The sequence below is a fragment of the Brevundimonas sp. genome (genome assembly GCF_041911375.1).
GTDB lineage: Bacteria > Pseudomonadota > Alphaproteobacteria > Caulobacterales > Caulobacteraceae > Brevundimonas.
Genome location: NZ_JAYRPA010000025.1, coordinates 150,351 through 167,090 on the forward strand (window position 1 = coordinate 150,351; position 16,740 = coordinate 167,090).

Sequence of the window (16,740 nt, forward strand, 5' to 3'; positions counted from 1 at the left end):
TGTCCTATCCTCTCGTCGGCCCTTTCGGCGCAAAGGGCGCCATTCAAACCGACGGCGATCCGCCGTATAAGTTGCCGAACTGGAGCGACCGGAGCTCATGACCGCCTCGACCCCTTCGTCAGAATCCCTTGAACGCGACGCCGCTGTCATCAACACGCGCCACGGCAAGGTGGATGCAGGCGAAATCGCCATCGGCGTCATCATAGGCCGGACGTCGGAATTCTTCGACTTCTTCGTCTACGCCATCGCTTCGGTGGTGGTTTTCCCGCAACTGATCTTTCCGTTCGCGGGGCCGGTGGGCGGCACCCTGCTGTCGTTTGCGGTCTTCGCCCTGGCCTTTCTGGCCCGTCCTCTGGGCACCGTCCTGTTCATCGCCATCGACCGGAAGTTCGGTCGCGGGGCCAAGCTGACGACCGCGCTCTTCCTGCTGGGCACCTCGACCGTGTCGGTCGCCTTCATCCCCGGCTATGAGACGGTCGGACTGTGGGCGCCGATCCTGCTGGCCATCACCCGCATCGGCCAAGGTGTCGCCCTGGGCGGCGCCTGGGACGGCCTGGCTTCGCTGCTGGCCCTGAACGCGCCGGAGAACCGCCGGGGCTGGTACGCCATGGTGCCCCAGCTGGGCGCGCCGATCGGCCTGATCGTGGCGTCGGCCCTGTTCGCCTTCTTCCTGAACACCCTGTCGGCGCCCGACTTCCTGGACTGGGGCTGGCGCTATCCGTTCTTCGTGGCCTTCGCCATCAACGTGGTCGCCCTGTTCGCGCGCCTGCGCATCGTGGTGACGCCGGCCTTCCAGAAGCTGTTCGAGAGCCGCGAGCTGCAGCCCACCCCCGTCTTCCAGACGGTGCGCGCCGAGGGACCGCGCATCTGGATCGGCGCCTTCGCGCCCCTGGCCAGCTTCGCCATGTTCCACATGGTGACGGTCTTCCCGCTGTCCTGGATCTATCTGTTCACCCGCGAGACGCCGGTCCGTTTCCTGCTGATCGAGATGGTCGGGGCCGTGTTCGGGCTGCTGGCCATCCTGGCCTCTGGCGTGCTGGCCGACCGCTACGGCCGCCGCACCCTGCTGGCGATCACGGCCGCCGGCATCGCCGCCTTCTCGGGCTTCGCGCCCCAGCTGCTCAATGGCGGAGCGGCGGGCGAGCTGACCTTCATGATCTCGGGTTTCATCCTGCTGGGACTGTCGTTCGGCCAGGCTTCGGGCCCTGTGGCGTCCAGCTTCAGCCTGAGCCACCGCTATACGGCCTCGGCCCTGACGTCGGACCTGGCGTGGCTGTTCGGCGCGGGCTTCGCCCCCCTGGCGGCGCTGTGGATCTCCAGCCAGTTCGGGCTGATCGCCGCCGGCGCCTATCTGCTGTCCGGCGCGGTCTTCACCCTGCTGGCGCTTTGGCTGAACCGCGAACTGGCCCGCAGCTCTTCGGACCGGCAGCGGACCGCCAAGGCCGGCTGATCCCGCCAAGCCCCCTGCGGATGCAAAGACGCCGCCCGCTGCATCCAGCGGGCGGCGTTTTCGTGCGGCGATGGGCCTTCGTCAGAACAGGCCCGAACCCTTCGGCAGTTCGTTGTAGCGGTGGACCCGCATCGACAGGACGAAGGCGAAGCCGATCATCACCGTCATCATCGATGACCCGCCGTAGGACAACAGCGGCATGGGCACGCCCACGACGGGCGCCAGACCCATCACCATCGCCCCGTTGATCATGACGAACAGGGCGAAAAAGGCCGTCATGCCTGCCGCCCCGATGCGTCCGAAGTGGCTGTGGGCCAGCGAGGCGATCCGCAGGGCGATGATGATCACCCCGACATAGCAGAGCAGCAGGAAACACGAGCCGACAAAGCCGAACTCTTCGGCCACCGTCGAGAAGATGAAGTCCGTATGCCGCTCAGGCAGGAACTCCAGCTGGCTCTGACTGCCCAGGCCGTAGCCCTTGCCTAGGATGCCGCCCGAGCCCAGGGCGATCTTGGACTGGATGATGTTGTAACCGGTGCCGCTAGGGTCGCTCTCGGGACTGAGGAAGGTCAGCACCCGGTTTCGCTGGTACTCGTGCATGCCGAACATGACGAACGGCGGCACGATAACGACCGCGGCCGCCGCCATCGCGCCGATGATGCGCCAGCTTAGGCCCGCCATGAACATGACCACGGCGCCAGTCAGGCCGATGATCATCGCCGAGCCAAGGTCCGGCTGCTTGGCCACCAGGATGAAGGGCACGCCGATCATGGCCGCCGGCACGATCAGCTTCCAGTGCCAGCGCGCCTCCTCGGCGGAATGGTTGTGATACCAGCGCGCCAGGGCCAGCACCAAGCCCAGCTTGATGAACTCGGCCGGCTGTATGCGGATGAAGCCCAGGTTCAGCCAGTTCTTGGCCCCGGCGCCGGCCGGTTCATACCCCAGCGGGGTGAACTCGATCAGCAGCACCAGCACCATGAGCACGCCATAGAGCGGATAGGCGGCCCGGAACCACCAGCGCGGATTCACCAGCGCCAGCGCTAGCATGACGAAGACCATGCCGACGAAGCGGATCAGCTGGTTCAGCGCCCACGGCTGCCAGGCGCCGCCTGCGATGGAATAGAGCATCGCGACGCCCGCGCCGGCGATGACGGCGATCAGGCCGACCAGCCGCCAGTCGATCTCGGACAGCTTGCTGGACAGCCGCTCTCGCTGCCCAGGCCGGGTCAGGGCCGACGCGGTCATCGCGGATCCTCGGAATTATATGGCCGCGGGCCGGCCGTCGGCCGGGGCTGGGGCGTCGCGGCGGCCTGGGGTGCGGGGGCGGCCGTGGGTGAAGGGTCGACGGGATCGGGCGCCGGGGGCCGCTCGATGCGGGCGCGCATGTCCGGATCTTTCAGCAGGGCGACCTTCATCACCTCGCGCGCGCGCGGTGCGCCGGCGGTCCCGCCGCCCAGGCCGCCGTGCTGCACAATCACCGACACTGCATAGCGCGGGTTGTCGGCCGGGGCGAAGGCGATGAACAGGTTGTGGTCCTTCTGCGCCCAGGGCCGCCCGGCGCCCTTGCGCGAGCCGGCGCCGTAGTTCTGGGCCTGCGCCGTTCCGGTCTTGCCGGCCATGCGGATGTCGCCAAGACCCAGCTGGCTGTTGCGGAAGCCGGTGCCGCCGACGTCCGTCACGGCCTCCATGCCGTCGCGCAGGACCTGAAGGAAGGCCGGATCGTACGGCAGGTCCGCGAAGGCCGACCCGCCCTCGCGCTCGACGCCGCCGACAGACTTGATCAGGCGCGGCGTGACCGCCTTGCGCCCGTTGGCCAACCGCGAGGCGTAAACCGCCAGCTGCAGCGCGTTCACGGTCAGGGCGCCCTGGCCGATGCCGTAGCTGGGCGTCTCGCCGGGATACCATTTGCCGTCGCCCCGCACGGGGTTCTCGCGACGCCACGTCCGATCCGGCACTAGGCCCGCCTTCTGGCCCGGGATGCCGATGTCGAACGTCTGGCCAAAGCCCATCTCGCGCGCCGTCTCGGCGATGGCGTCAGGACCGTGCTCCACGGCCAGGGTCATGAAGTAGACGTTGCAGGAGTTCTTGATCGCCTCCCGCATGTCCTGCGAGCCGTGGCGCCCAAGACAGGCGAAGCGGCGCCCTAGGTAATAGGCGCCGTTGCAGACGATGCGCCGGTTCGGATCGGCTCCGCGCTTCATGGCCGCCAGGCCGACGACCGGCTTGAAGGTCGACCCCGGCGCGAACGTCCCGGTCAGCGCCTTGTCCAGCAACGGCCGGCGCTCGTAGTCGGCCAGCGCGCGATAGATGCTGGACGGCACGCCGCCCACGAACAGATTGGGATCGAACGACGGCGAAGAGACCATGGCCAGGATGTCGCCGTTGCGGACGTCCATCACGACACAGGCGCCGGACTCCTCGCCGAAGACCTCCAGCGCGCGGTTCTGGACGTCGGCGTCCAGTGTCAGCACCACCTCGGCGCCGGGCTCCGCCGGCCGCGATCCGCCGATGTCCTCGGCGACCACGCGACCGCGCGCGTCGACCTCGACCCGATTGCCGCCGGCGACGCCGCGCAGCTCTTCGTCCAGCGCCCTTTCGACGCCCTGCTTGCCGATGCGGAACGCCGGATTGAACATGATTTCCGGCGGGGCCTTGCCCTCGTCCCGGATCGCCTTGACGTCGCGGTCCGACACCTTCGCCACATAGCCGACGACGTGGGCGAAAGTGCCGCCGAAGGGGTAGTAGCGGGCGTCGTTCATGTCGACCATCACGCCGGGCAGTTCGTTGGCGTACTGGTTGACCTTGGCGAACTCTTCCCAGCTCAGGTCCGACTTGACCGGCACGGGCGTGAACTTCCGCGCCGCGTTGACGTCACGGATGATCGAGCGGCGGCGCTCCATCGTGTCCGGCAACAGTTGACCCAGCAGGTCCAGCGTCTGGTCCAGATCCTTGGTTTCGTCGCGCACGATCAGGACACGGAAGCTGGGCCGGTTGCCGGCGACCACGACACCGTTGCGGTCCTTGATCAGCCCCCGCGGCGGCGGCACCAGGCGGAAGTTGAACTGGTTCTGCGTCGACAGCGTCGCATATTCCTGCGCCTGCACGACCTGCAACTGGCCCAACCGCCCGATCAGGGCCACGGCGCCCAGGCCGGTCAGACCGCCCAGCACGAAGGTGCGCCGCAGGAAGGAGCCCTGCCGCTCGTTGGCGTCGGAAAAGAAGATGGACGGTTCGCCGCTCATCGGAACCTCGTGTCGCCGTCGTCAAAACGCTCGATCAGCCAGTGGGCGACAGGATACAGCAGAAGGGTCGGAATCACCTGGCCCAGCACCGGCAGGATCGCCGGCGGATTGGCCGCGCGCAGGGCCACGATGGCGTAGGCCAGGACGAAGGCCGCGATCGTGCAAACCAGATACCAGCCGAACCGCACCACGCCCTCGTGCCCCGCCAGCAGGTTCCGCGACACCAGCACGGTCCCATAGACGCCCATCAGGCACAGCGGCCAAAGACCCAGCGGTCCGCCCCAGAAGATGTCCAGAAACAGCCCGAGCCCGAACAGCATCGCCGGTCCGATCATCGATGGCCGGATCAGCGGCCAGGCGAAGGCCAGGGCCATCGGGATCACCGGCTCGGGCAGTCGCAGGCCGAACAGCTCAGCTGGAGTTGCGAGGACGATGGTGGCGGCCACCGCGGCCAAGGCCGGATAGATGATCCATTGCAGGGGACCGACGACGCGGACCGCAGCCGGCCGTCTCACGTCACGTCCTCCGGGGCGGACTGAGCGGGCTGCGGCGGAGGCGAGGCCGCCGGCGGCCGGCCCTGGGGCGGAGACGCGGCGGGCGGCTGAGCCGCAGTCTGTCTCGCCGCCTGGGCCTGGGCGACCTGGGCGGCGGCGATGCGGGCGCGCTCCGCCTGGGCTTCGGCTTCGGCCCGACGGCGGGCGGCCACATCGGCGATTTCGGCCGCCTGCTGGGGCGTGGGCTCGGGCGCCGTGGGCAGGCCGGCCAGCGGCGGCGCGTTCAGCGCCTCGGGATTGATCAGCTGCGCGAAGTTCTGGAACAGCAGGACCCGCACATAGTCGATCGGCCCGCGATCGCTGAACAGCTTCACCCGCCAGGATCCGTCGATCCCGCGCGCGACCACGCCGACCGGCAGGCCGCGCGGCACGCCGCCGCCGTCGCCAGACGACACGACCCGGTCCCCGGGCTGCAGCGAGCCGGCGCCACGTACGTAATCCAGTCGCGGATTCTCGCCGCCGTCGCCGACCAGCATGGCGCGCGCGTCGGTGCGCTCGATCAGGACAGGCACGCGAGAGGCGACATCGGTCAGCAGAACCATGCGGCTGACGCCGGGCGTCAGGCCCGACACCCGCCCGGCAAGACCGAACTCGTTCAACACCGGATTGCCGATCCGCACGCCCTTGGCGGCCCCGGCGTCCAGCAGCCGCGCGCGATTGAAGGGCCCGCGCGCATCCGAGATGGCGCGTGCGGTCACCATGGGCACGGGCGGCTCGGTCCGCAGGCCCATCATGGCCTCATAGCGGCTGTTGACGTTCTTCATCGCGATCGCCTCGTCGCGCCAGCCGCGCAGTTCGGCGATCTCGGCCTTCAGACGACGGTTCTCGGAGACGGCGAAGAAGTAGCCGCCGATGTAGTCGCCCACCGCGCCGACCCAGCGCACCGGCGCCGACAGCACGCTGCCGACCGGGGCCACGACCGCCTCGGTCCCGCCTCGCAACGCAGCGTGGCCGGGCGCGCCGTCAGGAGCCTGACGGTCGCTGATCAGCAGCAGAATGGCCCCGACGATCGCCACAACGACCACGACGGCCGCCGTCCACGTCAATGGGACCTTGATGTTTTCGAAAGGGCCGTCGCGAAACGCCACGGGCGACCTGCCAATCAGCAAAATGGAATCGGTGGACGCCTCCACCAGTGCGCCAGCCTATCGCAAAATCACGGCGGGAATGAAACCGCCATCACGAAGGCCTTATCGGGGTGGACGGCCTCAGAAGGCCGCGTCGAGCACGCCCTTCATCCAGCGCGGATGCTCCAGCACGCGGCCGCAGCCGACGGCCACGCACGACAGCGGATCGTCGGCGACCGAGACCGGCAGGCCGGTGTGGTCGCGGATCTCGACGTCCAGGCCGCGCAGCAGGGCGCCGCCGCCGGTCAGCATGATGCCCTTGTCGGCGATGTCGGCGGCCAGTTCCGGCGGCGTCGCTTCCAGCGCGACCTTCACGGCTTCTATGATCTGGGTGACCGGCTCGGCCAGGGCCTCGGCGGCCTGACGCTCCGAGATGCGCACTTCGCGCGGCACGCCCTGCATCAGGTCGCGCCCCTTCACCTCGATCGACAGGCCTTCGCCGTCGGCCGGGATGCGGGCGGTGCCGATGTCCTTCTTGATACGCTCGGCAGTCGTCTCGCCGATCAGAAGGTTATGGTTGCGACGCATGTAGCTGATGATGCTGTCGTCCATCTTGTCGCCGCCGACCCGGACCGAGCGCGAATAGACGATGCCCGACAGCGACAGCACGGCGACTTCCGTCGTGCCGCCGCCGATGTCGACGACCATGGAGCCGGTCGGCTCGTGGATCGGCAGGCCGGCGCCGATCGCGGCGGCCATCGGCTCGTCGATCAGGCCCACGCGGCGCGCGCCGGCGTTCAGGCAGCTGTCGTTGATGGCGCGGCGCTCGACCGCCGTGGCGCCCGACGGCACGCAGACGATGATCTTGGGGTTCACGAAGCCCTTGCGGTTATGCACCTTGCGGATGAAGTGCTTGATCATCTCCTCGGCGACTTCGAAGTCGGCGATGACCCCGTCGCGCATGGGGCGGATGGCCTCCATGTGACCCGGCGTGCGGCCCAGCATCTGCTTGGCCTCGATGCCCACGGCGTGGACGATCTTGCGGCCGCCGACGTTTCTCAGCGCCACGACCGACGGCTCGTTGAGCACGATGCCCTTGCCCTTCTGATAGATCAGGGTGTTGGCGGTGCCCAGGTCCATCGCGATGTCGTTTGAGATCGCGCCGAAAAGGGAAAAGCTCATGGGAAAGGATACCGTTGTTCTGGGCCGAGGGCGTCTTTGTTCGCAGTGGACCTGGCGACGCCCACACGATGGGGATCCCCTCCCCCATCCGCGTCCTGATCGTCTTCGCCACGCCTACTGAAGCCCGTTTGCCCGCATGCGGGGGCGATGGCAAGCCCCGATAACGGCCTCGTCAGCTTGGCGGTTGATACCGTTCCAGGCGATCAGGCGGCCCGGTCCGCGACGGCCTCCGCCACGGGATAGAGATCGCGCTCCTCACGGTCCACGCGGCGCGCCACGGCCTCCATCAGACTGCGCGTGGCCGAGGCGAATCTGTCGGGTTCGCCATGGATCCGTTCGACGGCCCAGGTCGCGAGATGCCCGTTCCAGACCTGGGCGAGGCCGCCCATCTCCTCGACGCAGTCGGCGGCCAGGGCGCGGGTCTTCGGGTCAGGACTGGACATCAGCGCCGGCATCATCGTCCTGTCCTCCAGCTCCAGATGCAGCCCCAGAACCCGGTCGAGGCGTTCCAGCAGAAGGCGCGCCTCCACGGCGTCCTCGCGCGTGCGCACCTCTCCGACCTCGCTCATCAGGTCGCTGGCCAGCCTGACGATGGCGCGGTGCTGCCCATGAAGCTTCTGAAAATCCATCGGACCCGTCCCTTCAGGCCCACCGTGCCGCGCCGTGGTGAAGGGCGCATAAACCTTGGGTTAGGGGATAACCCTGACCGGCGTCAGTCGCCGCGCGCCGCCTCCCGTCGCCGCACGATCTCGCGCACCGCCAGCATCAGCGCCAGCCAGGCCAGCGCCACGCCCGCCAGGATCGCCGAGGTCCAGACGCCGTCCCCGCTGACGGCCGTCATGAAGGACCCGCCGAAGAAGGCGACCAGCGCCGTCTTGGGCAGCACCCCCAGGGCGCAGCCGGCCAGGAACATCGGAAACGACGCCCGCGCCGCCCCAAACGCCATGTTGACCACGATGAAGGGCGCCGAGGGCACATTGCGGATCATGAAGCTGGCGTAGAAGGCGTTCTTGCCAACGAATCGCGCCAGTCGCCCCACTGTCCGCCCGCCGTGCCGCGCCAGCAGCCGGGCCGTGGGCCCGCGCCCCATCCAGTAGGTCACGCCGGCCGAGGCGATCGTGGCGATCCAGCTGTACAGGAACCCGAACCAGGGGCCGAACGCCACCACGCAGGCGGCGATCAGGATGAACTGCGGGGCGCCGAAGAAGGCGGCCACGGTGAACACCACGACCGCCGCCGGAAGACCCCAGGGCCCGTGGCGGAACCCGCCCAGCCAGGCCTCCAGCTGCGCCTCGGCGCCGAGGCCCAGCTGGCTCTTCCCGAGTGCGAACAGGGCGATCGTGCCGGCCAGCAGCAGAACGGTCGCCAACGCAGCGCGCCAGCGACGCGCCTCCATGTTGGACAGGAAATCGAGGATCCAGCGCATCGACGCGCGCCATATCACCCGATCCGCGCATTAGCGAGCATCGACGCATTGTCCCGACACGCGTCGCCGCGTAAGGAACCTCGCCCCTCCCCGGCAAGAAACTTCCAAATCCACGGGAAAATCATGTCCAGCCTGCAATCCTCCGCCCTCGCCCGCGTCAAGCCGTCGGCCACCATCGCGGTGACCGCCCGGGCGCGCGAGCTGAAACGCGAGGGACGCGACGTCATCGGCCTGGGCGCCGGCGAGCCGGACTTCGATACGCCCGACAACGTCAAGCAGGCGGCGATCGACGCCATCACCCGCGGCGAGACCAAGTACACCGACGCCGACGGCATGCCCGAGCTGAAGCAGGCCATCTGCGCCAAGTTCAAGCGCGAGAACGGTCTGGACTATACGCCCGCCCAGATCCACGTCGCTCCGGGCGGCAAGCCGGTCATCTTCAACGCCCTGGTGGCCACCCTGAACCCCGGCGACGAGGTCATCGTGCCCGCGCCCTACTGGGTCAGCTACCCCGACATGGTGCTGCTGGCGGGCGGCGAGCCGGTCACCGTGGTCGGCGAGGAGAAGGACGGCTTCAAGCTGCGCCCGGAGGTGCTGGAGGCCGCGATCACGGCCAAGACCCGCTGGCTGATCCTGAACAGTCCGTCCAACCCGACGGGCGCCGCCTACACCCGCGAGGAGCTGCTGGCCCTGGCTGAGGTCCTGCGTCGCCACCCCCATGTCTGGGTGCTGACCGACGACATGTACGAGCATCTCGTCTATGGCGACTTCGAATACACGACCATCGCCCAGGTGGCGCCGGATCTGATTGACCGCACCCTGACGGTCAACGGCGTGTCCAAGGCCTATGCGATGACGGGCTGGCGCATCGGCTATGCGGGCGGGCCCAAGGCGCTGATCGACCTGATGCGCAAGGTGGCCAGCCAGACGACCTCGAACCCCGCCAGCATCAGCCAGTGGGCGGCGGTCGAGGCGCTGAACGGACCGCAGGATTTCATGGCCGAACGCCGGGACGCCTTCGAGAAGCGGCGCGACCTGGTCGTCTCGATGCTGAACCAGGCGACGGGGATCACCTGCGCCACGCCCGAGGGCGCCTTCTACGTCTATCCGTCCATCGCCGGCCTGATCGGCAAGACGACCGAAACGGGCGTGACCATCGATGGCGATTCCACTTTCGCGACGGAACTGCTGAACGCCGAGGGCGTGGCGGTGGTCCAGGGCGAGGCCTTCGGCCTGAGCCCCTATTTCCGCATCAGTTACGCCACCTCGGACGCCGTGCTGGAAGAGGCCTGCGCCCGCATCCAGCGCTTCACCGCCTCGCTGCGCTGACCGACAAAGGGCGGGGGCTCAGGCCTCCGCCCGCTATCGCGGCCTCTATTTGCTGGGCTCGGTGTAGACGACGCGGCAATCGCCATCGATGGTGGTGTAGCGGTTGTTCGACGCGTCCACGAACGAGATCCGGCCGCCGTCGTCATATTCGACCTTGCCGGTCGACCGCCCCTTGAAGTTCTCGACCCCATAGGTCCAGCAGGTGATGTCCGCCGGCTTGTCGCCCCAAGTGGCGTCGTTGCGCGCGCGCTTGCTGTCGGTGCAGGCGGACAGGACGAGGGCGGCGACGACACAGGCGAGAGCTTTCATAAGCCCAGCCTTGCACGGACGACGCTCAAGGAAAAGGCCGCCCCAGCGACGCCGGGGCGGCCTAATTCTTTAAGAATGGCGTGGCGCTAAGGCCGGCTGGCCATGCCCAGCTTCACCGGCTTGGCGTCCTCGGCCAGGGCGCCGCGCTTGACGCCCCACAGCAGGATGATCGGCGCGCCGACATAGATCGACGAATAGGTGCCGATGATGATGCCGAACATCAGGGCGACGGAGAAGCCGAACAACGCCTCGCCGCCGAAGACCGCCAGCGCCGCCAGAACCATGACCGCCGTCACGCCGGTGATGATGGTCCGCGACAGGGTCTCGTTCAGCGAAAGGTCGATGACCTCGCGCAACGGCATGGTTTTGTATTTGCGCAGGTTCTCGCGAAGGCGGTCGAACACCACGACCGTATCGTTCATCGAATAGCCGATGACGGTCAGGATGGCGGCGACCATGTTCAGGCTGAACTCCAGCTTGAACAGCACGATCAGGCCGAACGTCAGGATCACATCGTGCAGCAGGCCGACAACGGCGCCGAAGCCGAACTGGGGCTCGAACCGGAACCAGATGTAGAGGAACATCAGCAGCACGGCGACGCCCAGCGCCATCAGGCCCGAAGTGAACAGTTCGCCGGAAACCTTGGATCCGACGACGCTGACGCCGGAATAGGCGACCTCGCCGACGGCCTGGGTGATCGACGCTTCGACCTGGCGCACGACCTGCGTCTGGTCGCGGCCTTCCGGCACCTGGAACCGCAGGATGGCCGTCGAGCCGTCATTGGCGTTGGTGTCGCGCCGGGCGATGCCCTGAACCTGGACGTCGCCGAGGTTCAGCGTGTTCACCGCCTCGCGAACCTGATCCAGTTCGATCACCTGACCCGCGGGCTTGGACACTTCCATGGAGGCGCCGCCCCGGAAGTCGATGCCCATGTTCAGGCCGGGATAGAAGCAGCCGATGATCGAGGCGATGCAGAGCACGACCGAAAGGACGCCGGCGGCGCGCGCATATTTGACGAACTGGAAGTTCGTCTTCTGCGGCAGAATCTTGATGAGAGGCCATCCACGCATCGCCATCACTCCGCGATCGGCAGTTTCTTGGGTTTGGCCGTCTTCAGCCAATAGGACAGCAGCACCTGCGACACCATCACCGCGGAGAACATCGAGGTGAAGACGCCGATGGTCAGGGTCCAGGCGAAGCCGCGCACCGGGCCTTGGCCGAAGACGAACATGATGCCCGCCGCGACCAGGGTGGTCAGGTTGGCGTCGATGATGGTGCCCATGGCCTTGTTGAAGCCTGCGTCCATGCTGGCGATCACGCTGCGCCCCGCCCTCGCCTCGTCGCGCATCCGCTCATAGATCAGCACGTTGGCGTCGACCGCCACCGCGAAGGTCAGGATCAGACCAGCGATGCCCGGCAGGGTCAGGGTCGCCTGGGTCAGCGACATGGCGGCGATGATCAGCACCCCGTTCAGGATCAGGCCAAGCACCGACACCCCGCCGAACAGCAGGCCGTAGGCCAGGATCATGAACAGCACGATGATCGCGAAGCCGATCGCGGTCGAAAGGGCGCCCGCCGCCACCGCGTCGGCGCCCAGTTCGGCGGTGACGACCCGACGCTCTTCGACGTTCAGGGGCGCCGGCAGGGCCCCGCCGTTCAGCAGATTCACCAGGGTCGCGGCCTCCTCGATGGAGAACTGGCCGGTGATCTGGCCCGAGCCGCTGGTGATGGCGCTCTGGATCGTCGGCGCCGAGATGACGCGACCGTCCAGGATGATGGCGAACGGCCGGCCGATGTTGGCGGCGGTCGCCTCGCCGAAGCGGCGGGCGCCGGCGCCGTCGAAGCGGAAGTCGATGGCCGGGCGACCGCTCTGATCGGCGCCGACGCTGGCCCGGGTCAGGTTTTCGCCCGCCACCAGAATGCGACGCTTCACCAGATAGGGCGTACCCAGTTCGTCCATCAGCAGCTGCGCGTCGGGCGGCACGCGGCCGGCCATGGCGTCCTGGATGGAGTTCTCGGTGTCCACCATCTGGAAGGTCAGCTGCGCCGTCTGGCCGATGACTTCTTCAAGCTTGGTCGGATCGCTCTCGCCCGGCGCCTGGACGACGATCCGGTCGGCGCCCTGGCGGGTGATCGACGGTTCACGGGTGCCCAGGCTGTCGATCCGGCGGCGCACCACCTCGATCGACTGATCCACGGCTGTCGAACCCATGCCGTTCAGCGCGGCGTCCGTGTAGGCGAAGCGGATGCGGTTGTCGCTGAGACGCGTGGCGGTGCGTTCGACCTGCCCGCTGGGCCCGGGGGCGCCCGCCAGGGTCCGCAGCGCCTCGAACGCCGCGTCATTCTGCGCCGGATTGGCCAGCGTGACGACGACCCCGCCCGCTTCCCGCTGGAAGCCGCCGGTGCTGATCCCGGCCTCGTTCAGCGTGACGCGGACGTCTTCGACCAGATTGTTCACGCGCGCCTGGCGCATCGCCGGCACGTCGACTTCCAGAAGCAGGTAAGATCCGCCCTGCAGGTCCAGCCCCAGGTTCAGCGCGTTCTTTGGCAGCCAGCCAGGCAGCGCCTCGCGCTGCGCCGGGCTCAGCATGTTCGGATAGGCGAACAGCACGCCGAGAATGGCGGCCAGGACGACGAGGGTGACTTTCCAGCGCGAGAGCTGAATCATGTGGGCGATCCCGGATCAGCGATAGGCGCGTGTCAGGCCTTGGCGTCGTTGGCGGCGATGGCGGTGCGGTTGCGCACCTCGGCGATCATGCCCTTGACCACGCGCACATTCACGCTGGGGGCGATCTCGACGTTGACTTCGGCCTCTTCGACGCGGGTGACCTTGCCGATCATGCCGCTGGACAGCACCACCGTGTCGCCGCGCTTCACGGCGCCGATTGCGGCCGCATGTTCCTTGGCGCGCTTCTGCTGCGGACGGATCAGCAGGAAGTAGAACAGGATGAAGATGGCGACGATCGGCAGGAACTGCATGATCACGGCCATCATGCCGCCGTCAGCGGGAGCGCCCATGGTGAATCTCCGAGACACGAGGGGTCTGCCCTCGTCGGCGCCCCATCAAAAACGAGGCGCGGAACCTAAAGCGCGATCCCGGAAAGTGGAAGCCGGTTTTCGGATAAGATCGCGCTTCAGCGAAAATGCCGCGTCGGGCGCGCCTCGCGCATCGCGACGCGGCCAGGCGTCAGCGCGGCAATACCGTCAGCGGATCGACCGCCACGGGATCGTCGCCCTGCATCTGCCGGGTCTCGAAATGGATTGAAGGCCGTCCGTCCCCGGCGGTCAGGCCCACCGTGCCGATCTGCTGGCCCTGGCGCACGTCATCCCCGTCGCTGACCGTCGCCGAGCCCAGGTGTCCGTACACCGTGCGCCAGCCGCCGTTGTGCACGATCAGAACCGTCAGCCCCTGCCCGACCAGATCGTCGCCGACATAGGCCACGCGCCCGGCGCCCGAGGCCACGACCGCCGTCCCGGCCGAGGCGCCGATGTTGATGCCGTTGTTGCGCTCGCCCATGCCGACCGGGCCGAAGCGGCGCAGGATGTCGCCCCGCACCGGCCACACCAGATTGGCCTGACCGACCGCGGCGGGCGGCGGGGCGCCCGTGCTGGGCGGAGGCGCGACCGGGCGGGTCTGCGCCGGAAGGGCCGCATTGCCCGACGGCGGCGGCGGGGGCGGCGGAACCGAGCCGTTGGGCACCAGCACGCCGGTGGGCGACGGGCCGGTCGCATACGGGTCGCGGCCCGTGTCGACCGCCGACTCGGGCAGGATGATCCGCTGGCCCGTCGTGATCGCGCCCCGGGGGCCCAGGCCGTTCAGGTCGATCAACAGTTGCACCGGCGTCTGGAACCGCCGCCCGACGCCCGAGATGGTGTCGCCCGGCTGGATCACATAGGCCGCCCCCGGCTGCCCGCCATTGACCGGCGCGGGCGTATAGCTGGGCTGGGCAGGCGGCGTGACGCTGACGGTCGGCGGCAGGGCCCCGCCCTCCACCGACCCGACCGGGGCGGTCGCCGGCGGCGGCGATTCAGAAACGCCCGGCTGATACGGCTGGGTCTGACCAGGATACGGCTGGCTCTGGGGCGGATAGGCGGCGGGGGGATATCCGCTCGGCGCGGGCGCGGGCGTGGCCCGGGTCGAATAGCGCGGCTCGGACGGATAGCTGATGCACGCCGTCACGCTCGCCCCCGCCGCCACGATCAGAACCGCTCTCATCCAGCCCGAAATACCCGTCACCGGCCGCTCCCGCATGGTTAAACTCGTCCGCCGGGTGTGCCCCGTCGGCGCCGCGAAGCCAACCCCGTAATCGTCGCCGAATTGGGGCGGGAAGGTTAACGGCGGAGGGTCAGCCCTCTTTGGCCGTCCCCTCGACCAGAGGCACGAAGCGCACCTCGGTCAGGCTTTCGCGGTGGAACGCGCCGTCGCCCTGACCGACATAGCGGTGCAACATCTGCACCGACGTGCGCCCCACCGGCGCCACCAGCACGCCGTTCGGCTTCAACTGCTTCAGCAGCTCCCTCGGCTCATGTGGCGAGGCGGCGGTGACCATGATCCGGTCGAACGGCGCCTGCTCGGGCCAGCCCAGCCCCCCGTCGCCGTGGCGGGTGATGACGTTGTCGATCTCCAGCGTCCGCAGCCGCGCTTCGGCCTCGTTGAGCAGGCTGCGATACCGTTCGACCGAATAGACATAGCGCGCCAGCCGGCTGAGGACCGCGCACTGGTATCCGCTGCCCGTGCCGATCTCCAGCACCCGGTGGCGCGGCTGGACGTCCAGCGCCTGGGTCATCAGGCCGACGATATAGGGCTGGCTGATCGTCTGGGCGCAGTCGATCGGCAGGGCCTGGTCCTCCCAAGCTTGGTCCAGGAACTTCTCGTGCACGAAGACGGCGCGATCGACGCTCTCCATCGCCTTCAGCACGCGCGGATCCGTCACTCCCTGCTGCCTGAGCGAGAGGATCAGTCGGCCCGCACGGTCGTCCTGCAGGTTCATGCGGCCGTCGACACCGTCTTGGGCGGCGCCCCGCCCAGCACCTTCTTCAGATCGTGGACGCTGGCCCTGTGGGTCAGGTCGATGTGCAGCGGGGTGACCGAGATGCGGCCCTCCTCGACGGCGCGAAGGTCCGTGCCCTCGGCGTGGTCCTGCTTGTGGCCGCGGAAGCTCATCCAATAGTAATCCCGCCCGCGCAGGTCGGTTCGGCGCACCGCGTGCATCTCGCCCACGTCGCGGAAACCCTGGGTCGTCACCTCGACCTGCTCCACCTGTTCCGGCGCACGGTTGGGGAAGTTCAGGTTCATCACCACCCCCGGCGCCCAGTCCTGCTCCAGCAGGCGGCTGATGATGGCCGGCGCAAAGGCCTCGGCTGTCTCCCAATGGGCGATCACCTCGTCATGAAACCGCTCTAGGCTCTGGCTCAGGGCGATGGAGCGGATGCCGAACGCCATCCCCTGCAGCGCGCCCGCCACCGTGCCGGAATAGCTGACGTCCTCGCCGATGTTGTGCCCCCGGTTCACGCCCGACAGCACCAGATCGGGCTTGTCCGGCATCAGGTCGTTGATCGCCAGCACGACGCAGTCGGTCGGCGTGCCCGTCACCGAGAACCGCTTTTCGCCGAGCCGATGCACACGCAGCGGCTCGGTCAGGGTGATCCCGCGGCCCTTGCCCGACTGTTCGACGGCGGGGGCGCAAACCCAGACGTCGTCCGTCAGGGTCCGCGCGATCCTCTCAAGGCATTCAAGGCCCTCGGCCTCGATCCCGTCGTCGTTGGTAAGAAGTATCCGCATCAGCTCAGCGCAACACCCGCACCGAATCCGCCTTGATGACATAGTCGCCGCGGCACTGATTGGTGATGCGGGCGCCCTCGTGCATCAGCGTCTGCACCCCGTCCCTTTCGCTCCAGGGCGCGGTGCGGCCAGTGAAGGTCGCCTGCACGCCGTTCAGATCGCCGGCGGCGGCTTGTGCGTCACGCGGCAGGGCGCCGCTGACACAGGTGGTCGTCGACGGGGCGTTGTCGAGGTCGCGCTGCTCCTGGAACAGCTGGAACTCCCCGTTCGACACCCGCACCCAGCCGGTGAACTGGGTCGCCGATGGATCGAGGTCCGGATTGGTCCGGGTCGCTGCGGTGGCGCAGCCGGCCAGCAGGGCGGCGCCGGCGACGACGAGGGTCAGGGTCTTCATCATGG

17 protein-coding genes are annotated in these 16,740 nt (G+C 68.3%); 2 read left to right on the forward strand and 15 right to left on the reverse strand.

Translation table 11 applies throughout. The features are described from left to right. Positions 1 to 97 precede the first annotated feature (97 nt). Positions 98 to 1,450: an MFS transporter gene (locus tag ACE3PU_RS05825; RefSeq protein ID WP_374387607.1), complete on the forward strand. Its 1,353-nt coding sequence runs from the start codon at positions 98 to 100 to the stop codon at positions 1,448 to 1,450. Positions 1,451 to 1,531: 81 nt separating this feature from the next. Here ACE3PU_RS05825 and rodA read toward each other — a convergent pair whose 3' ends face one another. From rodA to ACE3PU_RS05860, 7 genes are all read right to left on the reverse strand, one after another. After that, on the reverse strand, positions 1,532 to 2,695 hold the full coding sequence (rodA, locus tag ACE3PU_RS05830; RefSeq protein WP_374387609.1) for a rod shape-determining protein RodA: 1,164 nt from the start codon (positions 2,693 to 2,695) through the stop codon (positions 1,532 to 1,534). Continuing rightward, positions 2,692 to 4,692, reverse strand: a complete 2,001-nt coding sequence (gene mrdA / locus ACE3PU_RS05835; RefSeq protein ID WP_374387611.1) for a penicillin-binding protein 2 — start codon at positions 4,690 to 4,692, stop codon at positions 2,692 to 2,694. Before mrdA ends, rodA begins: the two co-directional genes overlap by 4 nt. Further along, positions 4,689 to 5,207, reverse strand: a complete 519-nt coding sequence (locus tag ACE3PU_RS05840; protein WP_374387613.1) for a hypothetical protein — start codon at positions 5,205 to 5,207, stop codon at positions 4,689 to 4,691. The genes mrdA and ACE3PU_RS05840 overlap by 4 nt, the downstream gene beginning before the upstream one ends. Continuing rightward, the gene (gene mreC / locus ACE3PU_RS05845) at positions 5,204 to 6,334 is read right to left on the reverse strand and encodes a rod shape-determining protein MreC (RefSeq protein WP_374387615.1); all 1,131 of its coding nucleotides are present in this window, start codon (positions 6,332 to 6,334) and stop codon (positions 5,204 to 5,206) included. Before mreC ends, ACE3PU_RS05840 begins: the two co-directional genes overlap by 4 nt. A gap of 120 nt (positions 6,335 to 6,454) precedes the next feature. Then, positions 6,455 to 7,495, reverse strand: coding sequence for a rod shape-determining protein (locus tag ACE3PU_RS05850; RefSeq protein ID WP_201215772.1), 1,041 nt, complete (start codon positions 7,493 to 7,495; stop codon positions 6,455 to 6,457). Between the two features lie 203 nt (positions 7,496 to 7,698). Next, positions 7,699 to 8,124 carry a hemerythrin domain-containing protein gene (locus ACE3PU_RS05855; RefSeq protein ID WP_374387619.1) on the reverse strand — a complete coding sequence of 142 codons (426 nt, stop codon included), beginning with the start codon at positions 8,122 to 8,124 and terminating at the stop codon, positions 7,699 to 7,701. An 83-nt stretch (positions 8,125 to 8,207) separates the two neighbouring features. Further along, positions 8,208 to 8,921 (reverse strand): TVP38/TMEM64 family protein, encoded by a 714-nt coding sequence (locus ACE3PU_RS05860; protein ID WP_374387621.1) that lies wholly within the window; start codon positions 8,919 to 8,921, stop codon positions 8,208 to 8,210. Positions 8,922 to 9,044: 123 nt separating this feature from the next. Here ACE3PU_RS05860 and ACE3PU_RS05865 point away from each other — a divergent pair, with 123 nt between their 5' ends. Continuing rightward, on the forward strand, positions 9,045 to 10,250 hold the full coding sequence (locus ACE3PU_RS05865; protein ID WP_374387623.1) for a pyridoxal phosphate-dependent aminotransferase: 1,206 nt from the start codon (positions 9,045 to 9,047) through the stop codon (positions 10,248 to 10,250). A gap of 45 nt (positions 10,251 to 10,295) precedes the next feature. On the opposite strand, the gene ACE3PU_RS05870 is transcribed toward ACE3PU_RS05865, so the two are convergent. The 8 genes from ACE3PU_RS05870 to ACE3PU_RS05905 form a co-directional block, all read right to left on the reverse strand. After that, positions 10,296 to 10,559 (reverse strand): hypothetical protein, encoded by a 264-nt coding sequence (locus ACE3PU_RS05870; RefSeq protein WP_374387625.1) that lies wholly within the window; start codon positions 10,557 to 10,559, stop codon positions 10,296 to 10,298. A gap of 86 nt (positions 10,560 to 10,645) precedes the next feature. Beyond that, positions 10,646 to 11,635 (reverse strand): protein translocase subunit SecF, encoded by a 990-nt coding sequence (secF, locus tag ACE3PU_RS05875; RefSeq protein ID WP_374387627.1) that lies wholly within the window; start codon positions 11,633 to 11,635, stop codon positions 10,646 to 10,648. Beyond that, positions 11,635 to 13,227 carry a protein translocase subunit SecD gene (gene secD / locus ACE3PU_RS05880; protein ID WP_374387629.1) on the reverse strand — a complete coding sequence of 531 codons (1,593 nt, stop codon included), beginning with the start codon at positions 13,225 to 13,227 and terminating at the stop codon, positions 11,635 to 11,637. Before secD ends, secF begins: the two co-directional genes overlap by 1 nt. 32 nt (positions 13,228 to 13,259) lie before the next feature. Next, a complete protein-coding gene (yajC, locus tag ACE3PU_RS05885; protein WP_374387631.1) occupies positions 13,260 to 13,577 on the reverse strand; it encodes a preprotein translocase subunit YajC in 318 nt (105 codons plus the stop codon). A 169-nt stretch (positions 13,578 to 13,746) separates the two neighbouring features. After that, positions 13,747 to 14,796 (reverse strand): peptidoglycan DD-metalloendopeptidase family protein, encoded by a 1,050-nt coding sequence (locus ACE3PU_RS05890; RefSeq protein ID WP_374387633.1) that lies wholly within the window; start codon positions 14,794 to 14,796, stop codon positions 13,747 to 13,749. A gap of 109 nt (positions 14,797 to 14,905) precedes the next feature. Then, positions 14,906 to 15,550 (reverse strand): protein-L-isoaspartate(D-aspartate) O-methyltransferase, encoded by a 645-nt coding sequence (locus tag ACE3PU_RS05895; RefSeq protein ID WP_374387635.1) that lies wholly within the window; start codon positions 15,548 to 15,550, stop codon positions 14,906 to 14,908. Beyond that, a complete protein-coding gene (gene surE, locus ACE3PU_RS05900) occupies positions 15,547 to 16,341 on the reverse strand; it encodes a 5'/3'-nucleotidase SurE (protein ID WP_374387637.1) in 795 nt (264 codons plus the stop codon). Before surE ends, ACE3PU_RS05895 begins: the two co-directional genes overlap by 4 nt. A gap of 4 nt (positions 16,342 to 16,345) precedes the next feature. Further along, positions 16,346 to 16,738, reverse strand: a complete 393-nt coding sequence (locus tag ACE3PU_RS05905; RefSeq protein ID WP_374387639.1) for a hypothetical protein — start codon at positions 16,736 to 16,738, stop codon at positions 16,346 to 16,348. Positions 16,739 to 16,740 lie beyond the last annotated feature (2 nt).